Source organism: Dyadobacter sp. 22481 (assembly GCF_052044875.1).
GTDB classification, from domain to species: Bacteria; Bacteroidota; Bacteroidia; order Cytophagales; family Spirosomataceae; genus Dyadobacter; species Dyadobacter endophyticus.
Map to the genome: position 1 here is coordinate 449,831 of NZ_JBQENV010000003.1, position 15,799 is coordinate 465,629.

The window sequence follows — 15,799 nt, forward strand, 5'->3', positions numbered from 1 at the left end:
AACAATTCAACTCGAATCATCATGTTTCGCAATTATTTCAAGATAGCCTGGCGTAACCTTGCCGGGAACAAGACTTACTCGGTAGTTAATATCGGAGGGCTTGCGGTGGGGATGACGGTTGCCATGCTGATCGGCCTGTGGATCTATGATGAATTTTCCTACAACAAATACCATCAAAACTACGAACGGATTGCGCGGGTAATGCAGCAGCAAACCCTCGACGGTGAAATTAACACGGGCGGTAATGTCCCCGCGCCGTTGTTCAAGGAGCTCAAAACCAACTTCGGAGCAGATTTCGAACGGGTAGTGTTTACTTCCTGGGTGCAAAGGCACGCCCTGGCCTATGACGGGACCAGTTTTACAAAGCCGGGCAATTTCATGTCGGCAGGCGCGGCAGAAATGCTATCTCTGAAAATAATCGAAGGAAGCGCGTCGGGGCTAAGCGATCCCGCAACAATACTGCTCTCCGAATCGACTGCCAAAGCAATTTTCAAACATTCCAACCCGGTGGACAAGATGTTGAAGATCGATCAGAACCTGGATGTGAAGGTGGTAGGGGTTTACGAGGATATTCCTTACAGTTCCGAATTTCATGACCTGGCTTTCATAGCGCCATTCGACTTGTTTGCTTCCTCTACCGAATGGGTGAAAGGGGCATTGGAAAACAATGAATGGGAAAACAGTTCTTTTCAGATCCTGGTGCAGCTATCAGAAAACAGTGATGTAAATGCAGTTTCCGAGAAAATCCGGGACATCAAGCTCCGAAAAGTCAGCGGAGACGAGTTGAAATTCAAGCCCCAAATCCTGCTGCATCCCATGCGTCGCTGGCACTTGTATTCGGAGTGGGAGAACGGAAAAAACGTTGGAGGTCGTATTGAATTTGTGTGGCTTTTTGGCACGATCGGCGTATTTGTGCTGCTGCTGGCTTGTATCAATTTCATGAACCTGAGTACGGCGCGTTCGGGAAAACGTGCCAGGGAAGTCGGAATCCGAAAGGCGATCGGTTCCTTGCAGCGGCAATTGGTGGGCCAGTTTTTCAGTGAATCTTTCCTGGTTGTATCGTTTGCCTTCGTCCTCTCGCTGGCATTGACCCGCCTCGCTTTGCCGGCTTTCAATGAAATTGCCGACAAGCAAATACTAATTCCCTGGAACGACCCGATCTTTCTCGCGGGTGCAGCCGCTTTCGCACTTCTGACTGGCTTCGTGGCAGGCTCCTACCCTGCTTTCTATCTATCTTCATTTCAACCTATTAAGGCACTAAAAGGCAAATGGAGCTCTTCGGGAATGCGGGCGACCCTGCCGCGAAAAATTCTGGTAGTTGTTCAATTTACGGTTTCAGTCATGCTGATGATCGGGACAGTGGTTGTTTACAGGCAAATTCTTCATGCGAAAAACCGCCCTATCGGCTATACTAGGCAAGGCCTCGTGACCATGCTGGTAAACAACAAGGACATCCATGGGCATTTCGATGCGGTGCTGGACGATCTCGTCAAAACAGGAAGCGTAACCTCGATAGCAGAGTCGGCTTCCCCGCCTACCGAGGTTTTTTCGGCAAATGTAGGCTTCGACTGGAAAGGCAAAGATCCCGGCCTGCATTCCGAGTTTGCGACAATTGGTATTTCACATGGTTTTGGAAAAACAGTCGGGTGGAGCTTTATCGCCGGGCGCGATTTTACCAGAACCTTATCCTCGGACTCCGCCGGGTTTGTCGTCAACGAAGCGGCAGTGAAATTTATGGGCCTCGGAAAACGCGATTTGAACGACGCGATCGGCGAAACCGTAACCTGGGATGGAAGGCGTTTCAGGATCATTGGCGTGATCAGGGACATGCTTATGGAATCACCTTACGACCCCGTCAAAAAGTCGATATTTTTCATTCATCCCAAAGGCGGCCGGTTTGTGACGGCGAGGCTCAACCCGGGAGCTAACGCGAGTTCGGCATTGAAAAACATTGAAGCTACTTTCAAAAAGTACAGTCCCGACTCACCGTTTAGCTTTCAGTTTGCGGACCAGGAATATGCTTTGAAATTTGCAGCCGAAGAACGGATCAGCAAGCTGGCAGCCATATTTACAGGCTTGGCCATTTTCATCAGCTGCCTCGGTCTTTTCGGAATGGCCTCTTTCATAGCGGAACAGCGGACGAAAGAAATAGGGATACGCAAAGTGCTCGGCGCGTCGGTTGCCAGCTTATGGCAGTTGCTTTCGGGCGATTTTATCATTCTGGTGGCGGTTTCTTGCCTGCTAGCTACACCCATTGCATGGTATCTGATGGATCGCTGGTTGGAGAAATATGCCTATCACACCCAGATTTCCTGGTGGATTTTCATGATTGCGAGCCTGGGAACGCTCGCAATCACGCTCATTACAGTGAGTTACCAGGCTGTTCGCACCGCCTTGCTAGACCCTGTAAAGAGCTTGCGCACGGAATAGGCATGCCTGCTCTTAATGCCGATTGGCAACTTTACCTGACAAGAAACGCATTGGCTGGGTCGGTGCCGGTGAGCAGGTCTTCCCGTGACGGCTTAATGGTAACGTCGGGCAATATCCCGCGCCCGGGCGTCGGCTCGGGCTTCACGGCCGAGTAGTATCCGCCGAGCGGGATGCCCAAATCAAGCCCGGTAGAGGGCAATTTATATATAGCGAACGTTCCGCTGTTGTCGCCCTGGTAGGTCCCTCCGGATTCCTCGCCCATGAACACGCCCCGGTTCTCGTCGCGTGCCACGGCCAGAAATTCCGATGTTACCGAATAGCTCAGGCCGTCCATCAGGAACACGACCTTTCCCGTGTAAGCGCCGCGGCGTGGGTGATGTGTGCCAAAGTTCTGGTGTTTTTTGAACACCAGCCTACCCTGGGAGTCTTTTTTGATAACCAGCCTGGCCAGACCAAGAAACCGCGGCAGGTACACATGCCCGCGATCCGGAACATCTTTTTTGCGTTTTACTTTCACTTCGATGCGGTCGTAATACCGGAAATCCTTCGTTGCGATGTGGGCATAAAGATGCTTCCCGAGGGCATCGTTACCGCCTTCATTGCCCCTCACATCAATAATCAGCTGACGTACCGGCCGACTGCCGATCTCGGTAAATACCGAATCCAGAAAGTGCCTGAAATGCTTGTCGCCTTCGCTTGAATAGAAGTTCGCGATCCGGAGACGGGCCACCGTATCCGATGGAAAGTCGAGCTGATTGAAGCCGGTTAAGTAGGAGTTCTTCCGATTAAGTGCCTGCCACGCACCGAGATTAATGCCCATCATTTCAATAACCGTACTGGTTTCGGTGCCGTCCGTCAGGCCCACTGAGAATGACCCGGTACTGCCCTGGATAAAATCGGCATACCAGGCGCTGAAATACTGCTGGATCTGTGCATCGGCAGATGATTGCACGAAGCCGTCGACCATCATATGAGGGCGTAACGCACGTAAAACCGATTCGATAGATTGCCCGTTGATGTGCATTACGTACTTGCCGAGGGCCTGCGGATAGCTGGAATGCGTCACCAGCAACCTGTCGGAATTATCGAAACGCACAATCATTGGTATCAGTTTGTCCGTAAAAAAATAGAACGGGAATTCTTTCATAGGCGCAAAGAATTTGGTGTGCCCGCAGCGAAGTCGGGCCAGCACGGGATTCACCATCCTAAAAAACGACACGAAAGTTGTAGAATCGGCACCGGCGACGACGGTTTTGACGGAATCGAGCGAATGCAGAAAACGTTCACGCAGCTCAAAGCGGCCGAGGCCCGGATGAAGGGCTACCACGGCCGAGCGGATCATGGCGAGGTCTGTGAGCAATGCGGCGGAAGAAATCTTTTTCCCGGGCAGGGATTGTGCCCCGGTTGCAAAGCAGGTAACAAGTTGCAGGAGGAATGTAAGTAGTATACGGCGTTTCATTTTTCAAAATTTTACGCAAATTTGGGTCGAAACAAAGCAGGGGTCGTCTTTCCCGACAAGTTCAGACCTCTTCAATGTACACTTTTAGCACATTCTCCCGGCAATCTTGATTACAGCACTCCTTCTTTCAGGGATCATCCAGGGCGGCTTCCTCGCTTTTCTATTACTTCGGAAAACGGCCAATCAGTTGCCCAACCGAATCCTGGCAATGCTGATCCTGGTGGTCATGTTCCATCTTTTCCTGATCTGCCTGGACGTCCGGGGCCTTTTTACAACTTACCCGCATTTCAGCAGGCTGTCCTGGCTGCTGCCGCTTTTGTATGGCCCGCTCATTTGGCTGCTTACTCAAAGTATTACCGATCCGGACTTCCGCCTGCACCGCCGCCAGCTGCTTTCGCTCGTTCCTTTTTTGATATACCTGGTCATTTTAACACCCTACTTCGCGCTGCCCACGGTCGAAAAGACAGCATATTTAGCCGACGCCCGGCTTGTAGCGCAGGCGGATTTTGGCTGGATGAACACCCTTACCAATTTCATGCACGTAGGTTTTACTGCCTATGCATTGGCGGCGTTTTACCGCAACATCAGGAAACGCTCGGAGTATTTTTCAAACAGCGAGCTCATCGATATCCTCTGGCTGAAAGAATTCCTGTGGATCGTATTTTCGATCATGCTTTTTTCGGTAGTCACCTTCTACGCCCATAAGTACCGGCTGGCTTACCTGAGCGGCATTTATCCGTCCCATTTTTTACTGGTCGTCATGCTCGTGTACTGGATTGCATTCAAGCTCCTCAATGAAAAAACCTCGCTCGCTCCCGTGATCGAAGCTGCTGCCGGACAACTGCCGGCGGATCAGGCCGAACCGGCTGCCAAATATGCCAAAAGCAGTCTTACCGGACAGGTTAGCGACGACATTGCGGAGCGTCTCAAAGCGTTGATGCATTCCCAAAAGCCCTACCTGAATAATAACCTGACCCTCAGCGACCTGGCCGCACAGCTCAACATCCCGCGACATCAATTGTCGCAGGTGATCAACACGGTATTTGGTGTCAACTTTTTCGAGTTCATCAACCAGTACCGGCTGCAAGAATTCAAGAAGCAGGTACTGGACCCTTCCAACGATCACTTGTCCATTCTGGGAGTCGCCCTCGAATGCGGCTTCAATTCGAAGGCCACCTTTAATCAGGTATTTAAAAAACTGGAAGGGATCACTCCTTCCGACTTTGTGAAGCGATATAGGGAAAGTGTGGAGAAATAGGCCCGCGCATAAACGCCTGGGACGTATATTGCGGTACTGAAATCATTCACGAATGTATAGGATTTTATTAACCATTGCCCTGGCGTTGGTTTCCAGTGCTGTTTTTGCCCAACTGAGGATCGAAATTACAGAGGCTCCGGCGCTTATCTCTCCTGGCTCCTCGCTTTTTCTGGCCTCGGACCTGAACAACTGGAGTCCCGGTGACCCCAATTACAAGTTCAAGACGGACCCGACGGGCAAATACTATCTCGATATCGCCAAAGTTCCTCCGAAGTTCGGGTACAAAATCACGCAGGGAAACTGGACGATGGTGGAGGGCGATTCGGCCGGAAAGCCTGTTTCGGACCGGATTTATGACGCGTCAAAGGAGGCAGACAGGCATCTCGTACGCATTCATATACGCGGGTGGGAGAAAAAAATAGTTTATACATTCATTATCAATAGTCTCCCCAAAAACACGCCTCACGACGCACAGATTTTCATTTCCGGTAATTTTAATAACTGGGAACCGGCCAACCCGCTTTACAAAGTCTATAAGAACGTCGATGGCACATACAGGACCACCATTTACACCGACAAAGACCCGGTTGAATACAAGTTCACGCGGGGTAGCTGGGAGTCGATAGAGGGCCGGCAAAGCGGCAAAGCACTCCCCAACCGGACAATCTACCGCGATTCAAAAGTCGATCATACGTCCATCAATGTGGAAATAGACGGTTGGGAGGACCTTTCTGCTTCTTTCCATTTCTATTCGCTTTACGATCTGTTACTGCTTTTTGCCGTCTTTCAGGGCATTCTGCTGATCATCGCGATCCCTTCGATGCAAAACTATAACCGTGCGGCGAACCGGTGGCTGGTAATTACCATCGCCGTAGCCTCGCTGATGATCCTGCTGCGGACAATAGGAGGCTATCGCGAAGCTTCGCAGGCTTTTGGTAAAATATTGCTCCTGCCGGATTTCATTCTCTTTCTGTACATGCCGGCCTTTTATATTTACTTGCAAAAGCTGCTTTTCAACCATTCTGAAAAGCCGGTGAGGCAATTCGCCCTCTTTTTGCCGGTATTGCTCCAATGCTTTGTTTATTTGCCGTTCTTTTTGATCAGCGATAGGGAGCTGCATCTGCAATTCCTTGTCCGCGACGCTAAACTTTTCGGGGTGTTTCTCGGCACAGGCTTGCTTGCTTTGGGCTGGAATACCTATTTCTGGTTCCTTTTCCGCAAAACTTTCCGGTTTTACAGGGAGCAGTACCAAAGTCATTTTTCTTACGAACAAAACCTGCATTACCTGAATACCGTCATGTTCATCCAGGGGCTTTGCCTGGGGTTATGGTACTTCCTTTTTGTGATGCTCGGGCTGGGTTACTGGTTTGGGTTTAATGTCACCCAGATCGTCGAGGGCAGCGTGGACGCCATCTGGCTGGCTTTTTCAACGATTACTTATTTTGTAGGCTATTTCGCGATTCACCAGCCGGAAATCTTCAAATTATCTTCTCAACCCCAGTCGCTTTTCGAGGCGGCAACGAATGCGGCGGACGAGGAGGTCCCGGAAGGCTCGGGGAGCAGGAAGGTCGAACAAATAGAGGACATTGCCGGGCTGAAACGGCAAGTGGAGGAATTCATGGCGAAAGACAAGCCCTACACCAACCCCAAACTTAGCCTCAGCGAATTGGCAGGCAAGCTGAAAATATCTCAGCATATCCTGTCAAGAGTGATCAACGACGGGTTCGAAAAGAACTTCTTCGACTTCATTAACTCCTACCGGATAGACGATTTCAAGAAGCGGGTCGACAACCCCAGGTTCAAGAACTACACCCTGTTGAGCATTGCTTACGAAGTAGGTTTTAATTCTAAAACCGCATTCAACCGGTCCTTCAAAAAAATCACCGGACAGACGCCCCGCGACTACTACAACGCTAGCCGTCCGGAGGAATAATTGACCTTTTTCATTTTAAATTATCAGGAAAATAAGTGCCATTTTATAAAGTGGCGCTATTTTACTATTCATAAACTGCTGTATTCTAAATAATTATGCAACACAGTACCCCTAATACTTAAAAAAACGCCGGATCAGTGAAGTGGGACGACAAGGGCTCTGAAAGCAGGTAGTTTTGCCAGAAATATTTTGATAAATAATTGGATTTAGCCGGTTAGACCTATCAGGTATTAAAAAGCAATCGCTCACATTTTATCCCTTTATGATGAAACAGCTTTACCAGAAAACAGTCTGTTTTGCCCTTTTGCTACTTCTCGGGAATTTTGCATTAAGGGCCCAAAGTACCGTCACCGGAGAAGTTACCGACGAGCACGACGGCTCAGTTCTACCCGGCGTGACCGTCATTGTCAAGAACAGCGCATTAGGTACCCAAACCGATGAAAAAGGAAGGTATTCGCTATCCGGCGTTCCGGCCGGGGCCAGGCTTGTTTTTAGCTTCGTGGGAAAGCTCACGCGGGAGGTGGATCTCGGAAACGAGTCGGTGATCGACGTCGCGCTGGCCGACAACTCCAAGGAATTATCCGAGGTGGTGGTCATCGGCTACGGTACCCAGAAAAAGCAAGAGCTGACAGGCTCCATCACGAGTATTTCTGCGAAGGATTTCCAAAAAGGGAATATTCAAAGTCCCGAACAACTGATCGTTGGCAAAGTAGCAGGGGTTTCTATCACTTCGAACAACGGACAGCCGGGTTCTGGCAGTACCATCCGCATCCGGGGCGGCGCGTCGTTGAATGCGAGCAACGATCCGCTGATCGTCGTCGACGGCGTACCCCTCAGCGGCAGCAGCCTAAGCGGTGCGCCTAACCCGCTGAGCCTGATCAATCCAAATGACATCGAAACTTTCACCGTACTGAAAGATGCATCCGCGACAGCCATTTACGGGTCGCGGGCATCCAATGGCGTTATCCTTATCACCACCAAAAAAGGACAGAGCGGCACCCCTGTGATCCATTTCAGTACGCAGGCGGCCGTTTCCAAAATCATCAAAAAGGTGGAGGCGCTCAATGCCGATGAATTCAGGGCTTACGTCGAAACGAATGGAACGGACGAACAAAAAGCATTGCTGGGTTCTTCAAAAACCGATTGGCAGGAGGAAATCTATCGTACCGGGGTGAGTACTGACAACAATCTGAGCGTTTCGGGGGCTTTAAAAAATACGCCTTACAGAATCTCGCTGGGCTACCTGCTACAAAACGGGATATTGATCACCGACAAGTTGCAGCGTCCTTCGGCTTCGATCAATGTAAGTCCGAGGCTCTTTAACAAGCATCTCAGAATCGACCTGAACCTGAAAGGCGCGCAAACCAGATCGCATTTCGCTAACCAGGGGGCCATTATCAACGCGGTCCAGTTTGACCCTACCCAGGCAATCATGGATGAGTCGAGTCCTTTTGGCGGCTACTTCGAATGGGTCACCAAAGACGATGCGGGAAAGATCACCCTCAATCCCAATGCGCCAAGGAACCCGGTGGCGCTGATCCGCCAGCAAGACAATAACGGCACCGTTACCCGCAGCTTCGGCAATGCGCAGTTTGACTACAAACTTCATTTCCTGCCCGATCTTCATGCGAACCTTAACCTGGGTTACGACATTTCGAAAGGACATGGGACAACATTTGTCCCCGAATATGCCGCACAAAACTTCACTACCAGGGGACAGAATAACCGCTATTTACAAAAGGTCGACAATAAGGTGGCCGAGTTTTACCTGGCCTATGCGAAAGATATCAGCAGCATTAAAAGCTCCGTGAGCGCGACAGCGGGCTATGGTTATTACAACAACGCGACCAAAAATTACTTCTACCCGAATTTCAGCGCCGACGGGCAGATCATCGAAGGCTCTCAACCAAAATTCGATTACGATATTCCTGAAAACACGCTGATTTCGTACTATGGCCGGCTTATCTACACCTACAACGATAAGTACATTCTGGCTGGCTCGATACGCACGGACGGTTCTTCGCGCTTTTCACCTGAAAACCGCTGGGGGGTATTCCCGTCCGTGGCGCTAACTTGGAGGCTCAACCAGGAGGAATTCACCAAATCTTTCAAGGCGCTCAGCGACCTGAAACTTCGTTTGAGCTACGGTGTCACGGGCAATCAGGATGGCATCGCCAACTATTCTTACCTGGGCATCTACTCCGTAAGTTCCAACGCGTCCCAGTACCAGTTCGGAAACACTTTTTACAACATGACCGCCCCGGCTGCCTACGATCAGAACATCAAATGGGAACAGACGGCTACGGCCAATGCCGGTTTGGATTTCGGCTTTTTCAACAACCGGCTTTCGGGGAGCGTGGATGTTTATTACAAGAAGACGAAGAATCTGCTCAATACCGTTCCGGTTCCGATTGGCTCGAATTTCAGCAACCAAATCCTGACCAACGTCGGTAATATTGAAAACAAGGGGGTGGAATTCTCCGTAAATGGCTCGCCCATTGTCAAAGACCAGCTAACCTGGAATATCGGGTTCAATGTTACCTACAATAATAACAAGATCACTAACCTCACCGCCGTCAACGACCCCGAATTCGCAGGAAATCTCGCGGGCGGAATCACGGGAGGCACCGGCCAGAGCATTCAGATCCAGTCGGTAAACTACAACACGTTCTCTTATTTTGTTTTCAAACAGGTATACGATCAGGAGGGCAAACCACTGGAAGGCGTTTACGCCGATCTGAACGGCGACGGGGCCATTGACCAGAAAGACCAGTACCGTTACAAATCGCCGTTCCCAAAGGTTATGTTTGGTTTCAATACGCAGCTGACCTATCAGAAATGGAGCCTGAGTACCATTTTGCGGGCCAACATCGGCAACTACAATTACAATAATGTGGCCTCCAACTTTGGCGTGCGGCGGAACATCCTGAATCCCAACAACATTCTGGGAAACAGCACGACCGACATTTACAATACCAACTTTTTCAACAACCGCTACCAGTCGGATTACTACGTCCAAAATGCTTCCTTCCTGAGAATGGACAATGTGGGTATCGGCTACAATGCAGGCAGGATTTTGGGCAACCGCATGAACCTGAAAATCAACGCCAGTTGCCAGAACGTGTTTGTCGTAACCCGCTACAAGGGCCTCGATCCGGAAATCAATGGCGGTATCGACTACAATTTATATCCAAGGCCGAGAACTTTCGTACTGGGCCTTAATCTGGAATTTTAATTCAAAACTCATTAGTTATGAATATCTTATACAAAACGCTGATAGCGTCCGTCATCATTGCAGGCGGAGCATCGTCCTGCACGAATGACCTGAATCTTTCACCAACCAATTCCATAACCGCCGAAATTGCCTACAAAACACCTGCCGACTACAAGCAGGTACTCGCCAAGGTATACGGCAGCTTCGCACTGGCGGGTAACAACGGTATCAACGCTTCCGACCTGGCGGGTATCGATCCGGGCCAGGCCGACTTTTTGCGGCTTTTCTGGAACGCCCAGGAGCTTACTACCGACGAAGCGGTTTGCGTGTGGAACGACCCCGGCATTCCTGATTTTCACAACCTTAACTGGACGGCCAGCAATGTGCTTTTGAGCGCACTTTATAACAGGAGCCTTTTTCACGTGACCGTCTGCAATGAATTCATCCGTGAGTCGTCGGACGAAAAATTAGCCAGCCGGAGAATCGCAGGCGGGGAGGCTGACGAGATCCGTCGGTACCGGGCCGAGGCCCGGTTTCTGAGGGCTTTCCAGTATTGGGTACTGATAGACCTTTTTGGAAACCCTCCGTTCGTAACCGAGGCGGATCCGATAGGCAAGTATATTCCGCCCCAAATCAAGCGCGCTGACTTATTTGCCTACATTGAGTCGGAATTGAAAGCTGCGGAACCTGTTTTGGCCGAACCGCGTAAAAATGAATATGGCCGTGTAGACAAGGCCGCTTCATGGGCGCTATTGGCGCGGCTTTACCTGAATGCGGAAGTTTATCTGGGCAAAGGCCAGGCGAAATACGGGGAGGCGATTACCTACTCGGATAAGGTAATTCAATCGGGTTACTCGCTGATGCCCGAATACAAACATCTGTTTCTTGGGGATAATGATCTGAACAATCCGGAAGTGCTGCTATCGATCAATTATGACGGGATCAAGACACAGAACAATGGCGGTACTACCTTCATTATCAATGCGGGGATCAATGCGGCCATGAACCCGTCGTCGTTTGGCATTCCCAATGGCGGGTGGGGAGGCAACCGCGCTACGAAAAACCTGCCATTGCGCTTTGGCGATTACAGCGGAAACAAAGATAAACGCGCGATGTTTTTTGGCCAGAAGATCGAAATGGATGATCCTGCCTTATTCACCGATGGCCTGGCGATCACCAAATTCAGGAACATCACGCGCGCCGGTGCCATCGTGCCTTCCACGGGCAACTCGTTTTCATCGGTCGATTTCCCGCTGTTCCGGCTCGCGGAAATGTACCTGACCTATGCCGAGGCCGTCAAACGCGGCGGAACGGGCGGTAGTGAGTCGACCGCACTCTCCTATTTCAACAAAGTGCGGGAGCGTGCATTCGGTAATGCGAGCGGTAATGCGACGGCTATCAGCCTCAACGATATCCTCGACGAACGAGGCCGCGAACTGTATTGGGAGGCACATCGCCGGACAGACCTTGTCCGGTATGGACTACTCACTTCCGGCAGCTATTTATGGCCATGGAAAGGCGGAGTAAAAGAAGGCAGAGGTGTTTCCGAAAGCTTCAATCTCTTCCCCATCCCGGCTACCGACCTGATCGCAAACCCTAACCTGAATCAAAACCCATGAAGAAAAATAGCATACTATCCGGTTTCCTCGCCCTGATCGCATTTACAGCGCTCTTCTCCTGCGAAAAAGACGAAATCAAGGCCATCGCCACCACCGGCTCTGTCCCTGTGTTGTCGGTAAACAACTCCGTTCTCGCATTGAGCAGCGAGCATTCTGCCAAAGAAGCCGTTGTCCTTTCGTGGACGCCTGTGGATTACGGCTTTGCCAGCGTGATCCGTTATACCATTCAGTTTGATAAAAAGGGAAGCAATTTCCAGAAACCGGTTGAAATCGATGCGGGAAATTCCCTGAAACGGGCCTTGACCACCTCGGAGATTAACGGCCTGATGATTAACAAGCTTAAACTCGTTGCCGGCCAAAAGGCAGATATAGAAGCGCGTGTGGTATCGTCCCTCGGCGCGGACGCCAAGCGGATGGATGCCATTTCAGAAACTAAGAATCTGTCCGTGACACCTTATTTTGTCGTAATAGTTTATCCGGCGATCTATGTCCCTGGCAGTCATCAGGGCTGGGCTCCCGAGAAAGCACCTAGGCTGGTTTCTGTGAAGGATGACAAAACCTTCGAGGGTTATGTGTATTTCCCGGAAGAGAGCACCGAATTCAAATTTACCAATGCGCCCAACTGGAATGAGGGCGATTATGGCAGTGGCGGCCCCGGCAAACTGGGAACTACCGGCAATCTTGTCCAGAAAGGTTCGGGTTATTACCTGCTCAAAGTAGATTTGAACAAAAGCACCTGGTCGTCGTTAAAGACCGCCTGGGGCGTTCTGGGCTCGGCTACGAAAGGAGGTTGGGATAAAGATCAGGACCTTGCTTTCGATCCAAAAGACGGGGTTTGGAAGACTGAACTGGCCCTGACGGCGGGAGAGATCAAGTTCCGGGCAAATGACGACTGGACCTTGGCGTTCGGTGACGGCAATGCCGACGGCATACCCGACACGCTCGACAATGGAAATATCCGCATCGAGGCCGCCGGGACCTACCAGATCACCCTCAATCTGAGCAATGCAGGCAACTATTCGTATTCTGTCACTAAAAAGTAGCTTCTCATTATTTCATGGATTTCACTAAAATAAAAGGGAGCTGCCTTTCCGTCTTGTCGCTTCTGACAGCGGCCGCCACCCAGGCACAAACCGGCAATCCGCCCGCTGTCTGCTATGAGATATTCGTCCGCTCGTTTGCCGATTCAAACGGGGACGGTATCGGCGATATCAATGGGATCACCTCAAAACTGGATTATCTGAAAGAACTGGGTGTGGACGCCCTCTGGCTGACGCCTCTCTGCAAATCGCCGACCTATCATAAATACGATGTGATGGATTACCGGCAGATCGATCCGGAGTTTGGTACGATGGATGATTTCAAAAGGCTGCTATCGGAGGCCCACAAGCGGAAGATCCGCATTATCAAGGACCTGGTGGTAAACCATACCAGCGATCGGCATCCGTGGTTCCAACAGGCCCGAAGCGGAAAACAGAATCCTTACCGCGATTACTATGTCTGGCTGGATCAAAAGACCATCGACTCCCTCGGCATTGCCACCCGCGAGAAATCGGGGGATTCCTGGGAGGTAAACCCCTGGCATGCATTAAAAGAAGGAGGCGCCGAAAAGTATTATGGGCTCTTTTGGAGCGGTATGCCGGATTTGAATTTCGACAACCCTAAAGTGCGTGAGGAAATCTATTCCGTAGCCGATTTCTGGCTCAAAGAAGTGGGTGTGGATGGGTTCAGGCTCGATGCGGCCAAGCACATTTACCCCGACTGGGAAGCAGAGAAAAGCCATGCATTCTGGATCGAGTTCAGAGAAAAGATCCTGCGCATGAAACCGGATGCCTATCTGGTCGGCGAAGTATGGTCGACACCGGATAAGGTGGCACCGTATTTCAAGGGGTTGCCAGCCAATTTCAATGTCGACGCCGCCCTGGCAACGCATCAGATGCTCAAAACGGGGTTAGCAAGCGACCTGATCGGGCAATTGCAGCAGACCTATCAGGCCTATGAAGCAGTGAACCCTAACTTTATAGATGCGATTTTCAACAACAACCACGACCATGTCCGCATTGGAACTACCGTTGATGGTGATATCGACCGGATGAAGCTCGCCGCCAGTCTGCTCCTGACGCTTCCGGGCGAACCGTATTTGTATTATGGAGAAGAGATAGGTATGCTCGGCAGCAAACCCGACGAACACATCCGCGAGCCTTTTTTATGGAGGAAACAGGCACAGGATCAGCAACGCACCCGCTGGATGAAACCATTCTACTCTACCGACGATAGCGTCCGCAACCTGGAAGCACAAATGCAGGACTCGACCTCCCTGTATCACCATTACAAGAGGCTTATCAGGCTCCGTCATGAACATCCGGCATTAGGGCAGGTGGCACCAGCCAACCTTCTTCACGCGGGCGTTGCCCAGGAGGGCGTTCTCGCCTTCACCCGGCCGCATGCCAGCGGCGACGTGCTCGTGATCCACAATGTAAGCGGCACGGAAAAGACCGTCGAACTGCCCGCCGGGGCACGCAACAAAGGACTATTGTTTGTTTCTTCCGGCAAAACCAGCATTACTGCTTCGAAGTTGAAAATCCCTGCCTATTCATCGGTCGTTTTGCAGTAAATTGGGCGCTTTCCTAACCCTTATCAAAATGAACAAACGCGTTCTGCTCTTTTTATTTTTTCTGGCCTGGCCCACTCCCACCCGCGCGCAGCTTCGATGGCAGCTATCTACCGGCGGCGGCATTCACGGGGCGCCGGCCGTGACCGGGTCGGCTGTGTATTTCGGAAGCGACGACAAAAACCTGTATGCCGTAGACAAAAAGACAGGCAAGCAGATCTGGAAGTTTGCAACGGCGGGGCCGATCAGGTCGACGCCTGCTGTTACAGGGAACAAAATCATTGTTAACAGCGCAGATGGGAGCGTTTACGCTCTTGACAAAGAAAAAGGCAAGCTGCAATGGGCCTTCAAAACCGGCGGTGAACTGACCTACGACCTTTGGGACTACTATTTATCTTCACCAGTCGTAAATGAAGGCATAGTATACCTGGGCAGCGGCGACAGCTCAGTGTATGCGATCGACAGCGAGTCGGGAAAAATGGTATGGCGTTTCCAGACTGGCGGTGTCGTACATGCCTCACCGGTGGTGCAAAACGGCAGGGTTTTCATCGGTAGTTATGACGGTCATTTTTATACACTGGATGCCAGGACCGGCAAGGTGGTTTGGAAATTCAAAACAATCGGCGACCCCTCATTTCCAAAAGGTGAAATCCAACGGGCTGCTTACGTGGATCAGGAAAGAGTGATCTTTGGCAGCCGCGATTTCTTCATTTATACACTAAATGCAGAAAACGGGGAGGTAGTCTGGAAAATGAAGGAAAAAGGCAGCTGGGTTATCGCCACTCCCTTGTCCGACCGGAAAAGTATTTTTGTCGGAACCTCGGACACACATCAATTCTATTCGCTGGATGTGAAAACAGGCCAGGCAAACTGGATATTGCCATTAAATATGCGTGTTTATGCCACTGCGCTATTTGTCGGCAACTCGCTGGTTTTCGGATGTTTCAACGGGAAAATCTATTTTGTAGACCCCGGGACGGGGAAGGTCAACAGTACATTTCAGACCGAGCAAAGCAAACGGAATTATTCGCAGGTTTATGATGCGACCGACCATATCCGCAAGGACTTTGATATGTATGGGGACAACTATATCAACGCCGAGAAGCAAATACTTGCGCTGGGTTCCATTCTCTCAGGGCCAACACTAGATAATGGCACCCTTTATTTCGGTGACGCCGCTGGACACTTGTATGCACTGAAAGCCGATCCTTCTGCGATAGACTAACAAACGCATTAATCTACTTAAATAATAGATCAAATGAGTTAATTTTGCGA

At 50.6% G+C, this 15,799-nt stretch carries 9 protein-coding genes; 8 read left to right on the forward strand and 1 reads right to left on the reverse strand.

What is annotated here, in order from left to right; all coding sequences use genetic code 11:
* Positions 1-21 precede the first annotated feature (21 nt).
* A complete protein-coding gene (locus ACTJJJ_RS20710) occupies positions 22-2,430 on the forward strand; it encodes an ABC transporter permease (RefSeq protein ID WP_440702884.1) in 2,409 nt (802 codons plus the stop codon).
* Positions 2,431-2,461: 31 nt separating this feature from the next.
* Here ACTJJJ_RS20710 and ACTJJJ_RS20715 read toward each other — a convergent pair whose 3' ends face one another.
* Positions 2,462-3,889, reverse strand: a complete 1,428-nt coding sequence (locus ACTJJJ_RS20715) for a S41 family peptidase (RefSeq protein ID WP_440702885.1) — start codon at positions 3,887-3,889, stop codon at positions 2,462-2,464.
* Positions 3,890-3,995: 106 nt separating this feature from the next.
* Here ACTJJJ_RS20715 and ACTJJJ_RS20720 point away from each other — a divergent pair, with 106 nt between their 5' ends.
* The 7 genes from ACTJJJ_RS20720 to ACTJJJ_RS20750 all read left to right on the forward strand — a co-directional run bounded on the left by ACTJJJ_RS20720 (position 3,996) and on the right by ACTJJJ_RS20750 (position 15,749).
* On the forward strand, positions 3,996-5,147 hold the full coding sequence (locus ACTJJJ_RS20720; RefSeq protein ID WP_440702886.1) for a helix-turn-helix domain-containing protein: 1,152 nt from the start codon (positions 3,996-3,998) through the stop codon (positions 5,145-5,147).
* Positions 5,148-5,199: 52 nt separating this feature from the next.
* On the forward strand, positions 5,200-7,080 hold the full coding sequence (locus ACTJJJ_RS20725) for a helix-turn-helix domain-containing protein (protein ID WP_440702887.1): 1,881 nt from the start codon (positions 5,200-5,202) through the stop codon (positions 7,078-7,080).
* Positions 7,081-7,342: 262 nt separating this feature from the next.
* Positions 7,343-10,315, forward strand: a complete 2,973-nt coding sequence (locus ACTJJJ_RS20730; protein ID WP_440702888.1) for a SusC/RagA family TonB-linked outer membrane protein — start codon at positions 7,343-7,345, stop codon at positions 10,313-10,315.
* A 17-nt stretch (positions 10,316-10,332) separates the two neighbouring features.
* Positions 10,333-11,913, forward strand: coding sequence for a RagB/SusD family nutrient uptake outer membrane protein (locus ACTJJJ_RS20735; RefSeq protein ID WP_440702889.1), 1,581 nt, complete (start codon positions 10,333-10,335; stop codon positions 11,911-11,913).
* Positions 11,910-12,956, forward strand: coding sequence for a SusE domain-containing protein (locus ACTJJJ_RS20740; protein ID WP_440702890.1), 1,047 nt, complete (start codon positions 11,910-11,912; stop codon positions 12,954-12,956). Before ACTJJJ_RS20735 ends, ACTJJJ_RS20740 begins: the two co-directional genes overlap by 4 nt.
* Before the next feature lie 14 nt (positions 12,957-12,970).
* Positions 12,971-14,527, forward strand: a complete 1,557-nt coding sequence (locus tag ACTJJJ_RS20745; protein ID WP_440702891.1) for an alpha-amylase family glycosyl hydrolase — start codon at positions 12,971-12,973, stop codon at positions 14,525-14,527.
* Positions 14,528-14,555: 28 nt separating this feature from the next.
* Positions 14,556-15,749 carry an outer membrane protein assembly factor BamB family protein gene (locus ACTJJJ_RS20750; protein WP_440702892.1) on the forward strand — a complete coding sequence of 398 codons (1,194 nt, stop codon included), beginning with the start codon at positions 14,556-14,558 and terminating at the stop codon, positions 15,747-15,749.
* Positions 15,750-15,799: the final 50 nt, after the last annotated feature.

Excerpts from the sequence above, each read along its gene's own strand:
- ACTJJJ_RS20735 (WP_440702889.1), top strand. The coding sequence starts at position 10,333 with ATGAATATCTTATACAAAACGCTGATAGCGTCCGTCATCATTGCAGGC.
- ACTJJJ_RS20715 (WP_440702885.1), bottom strand. The coding sequence starts at position 3,889 with ATGAAACGCCGTATACTACTTACATTCCTCCTGCAACTTGTTACCTGC.
- ACTJJJ_RS20730 (WP_440702888.1), top strand. The coding sequence starts at position 7,343 with ATGATGAAACAGCTTTACCAGAAAACAGTCTGTTTTGCCCTTTTGCTA.
- ACTJJJ_RS20740 (WP_440702890.1), top strand. The coding sequence starts at position 11,910 with ATGAAGAAAAATAGCATACTATCCGGTTTCCTCGCCCTGATCGCATTT.
- ACTJJJ_RS20745 (WP_440702891.1), top strand. The coding sequence starts at position 12,971 with ATGGATTTCACTAAAATAAAAGGGAGCTGCCTTTCCGTCTTGTCGCTT.
- ACTJJJ_RS20710 (WP_440702884.1), top strand. The coding sequence starts at position 22 with ATGTTTCGCAATTATTTCAAGATAGCCTGGCGTAACCTTGCCGGGAAC.
- ACTJJJ_RS20725 (WP_440702887.1), top strand. The coding sequence starts at position 5,200 with ATGTATAGGATTTTATTAACCATTGCCCTGGCGTTGGTTTCCAGTGCT.
- ACTJJJ_RS20750 (WP_440702892.1), top strand. The coding sequence starts at position 14,556 with ATGAACAAACGCGTTCTGCTCTTTTTATTTTTTCTGGCCTGGCCCACT.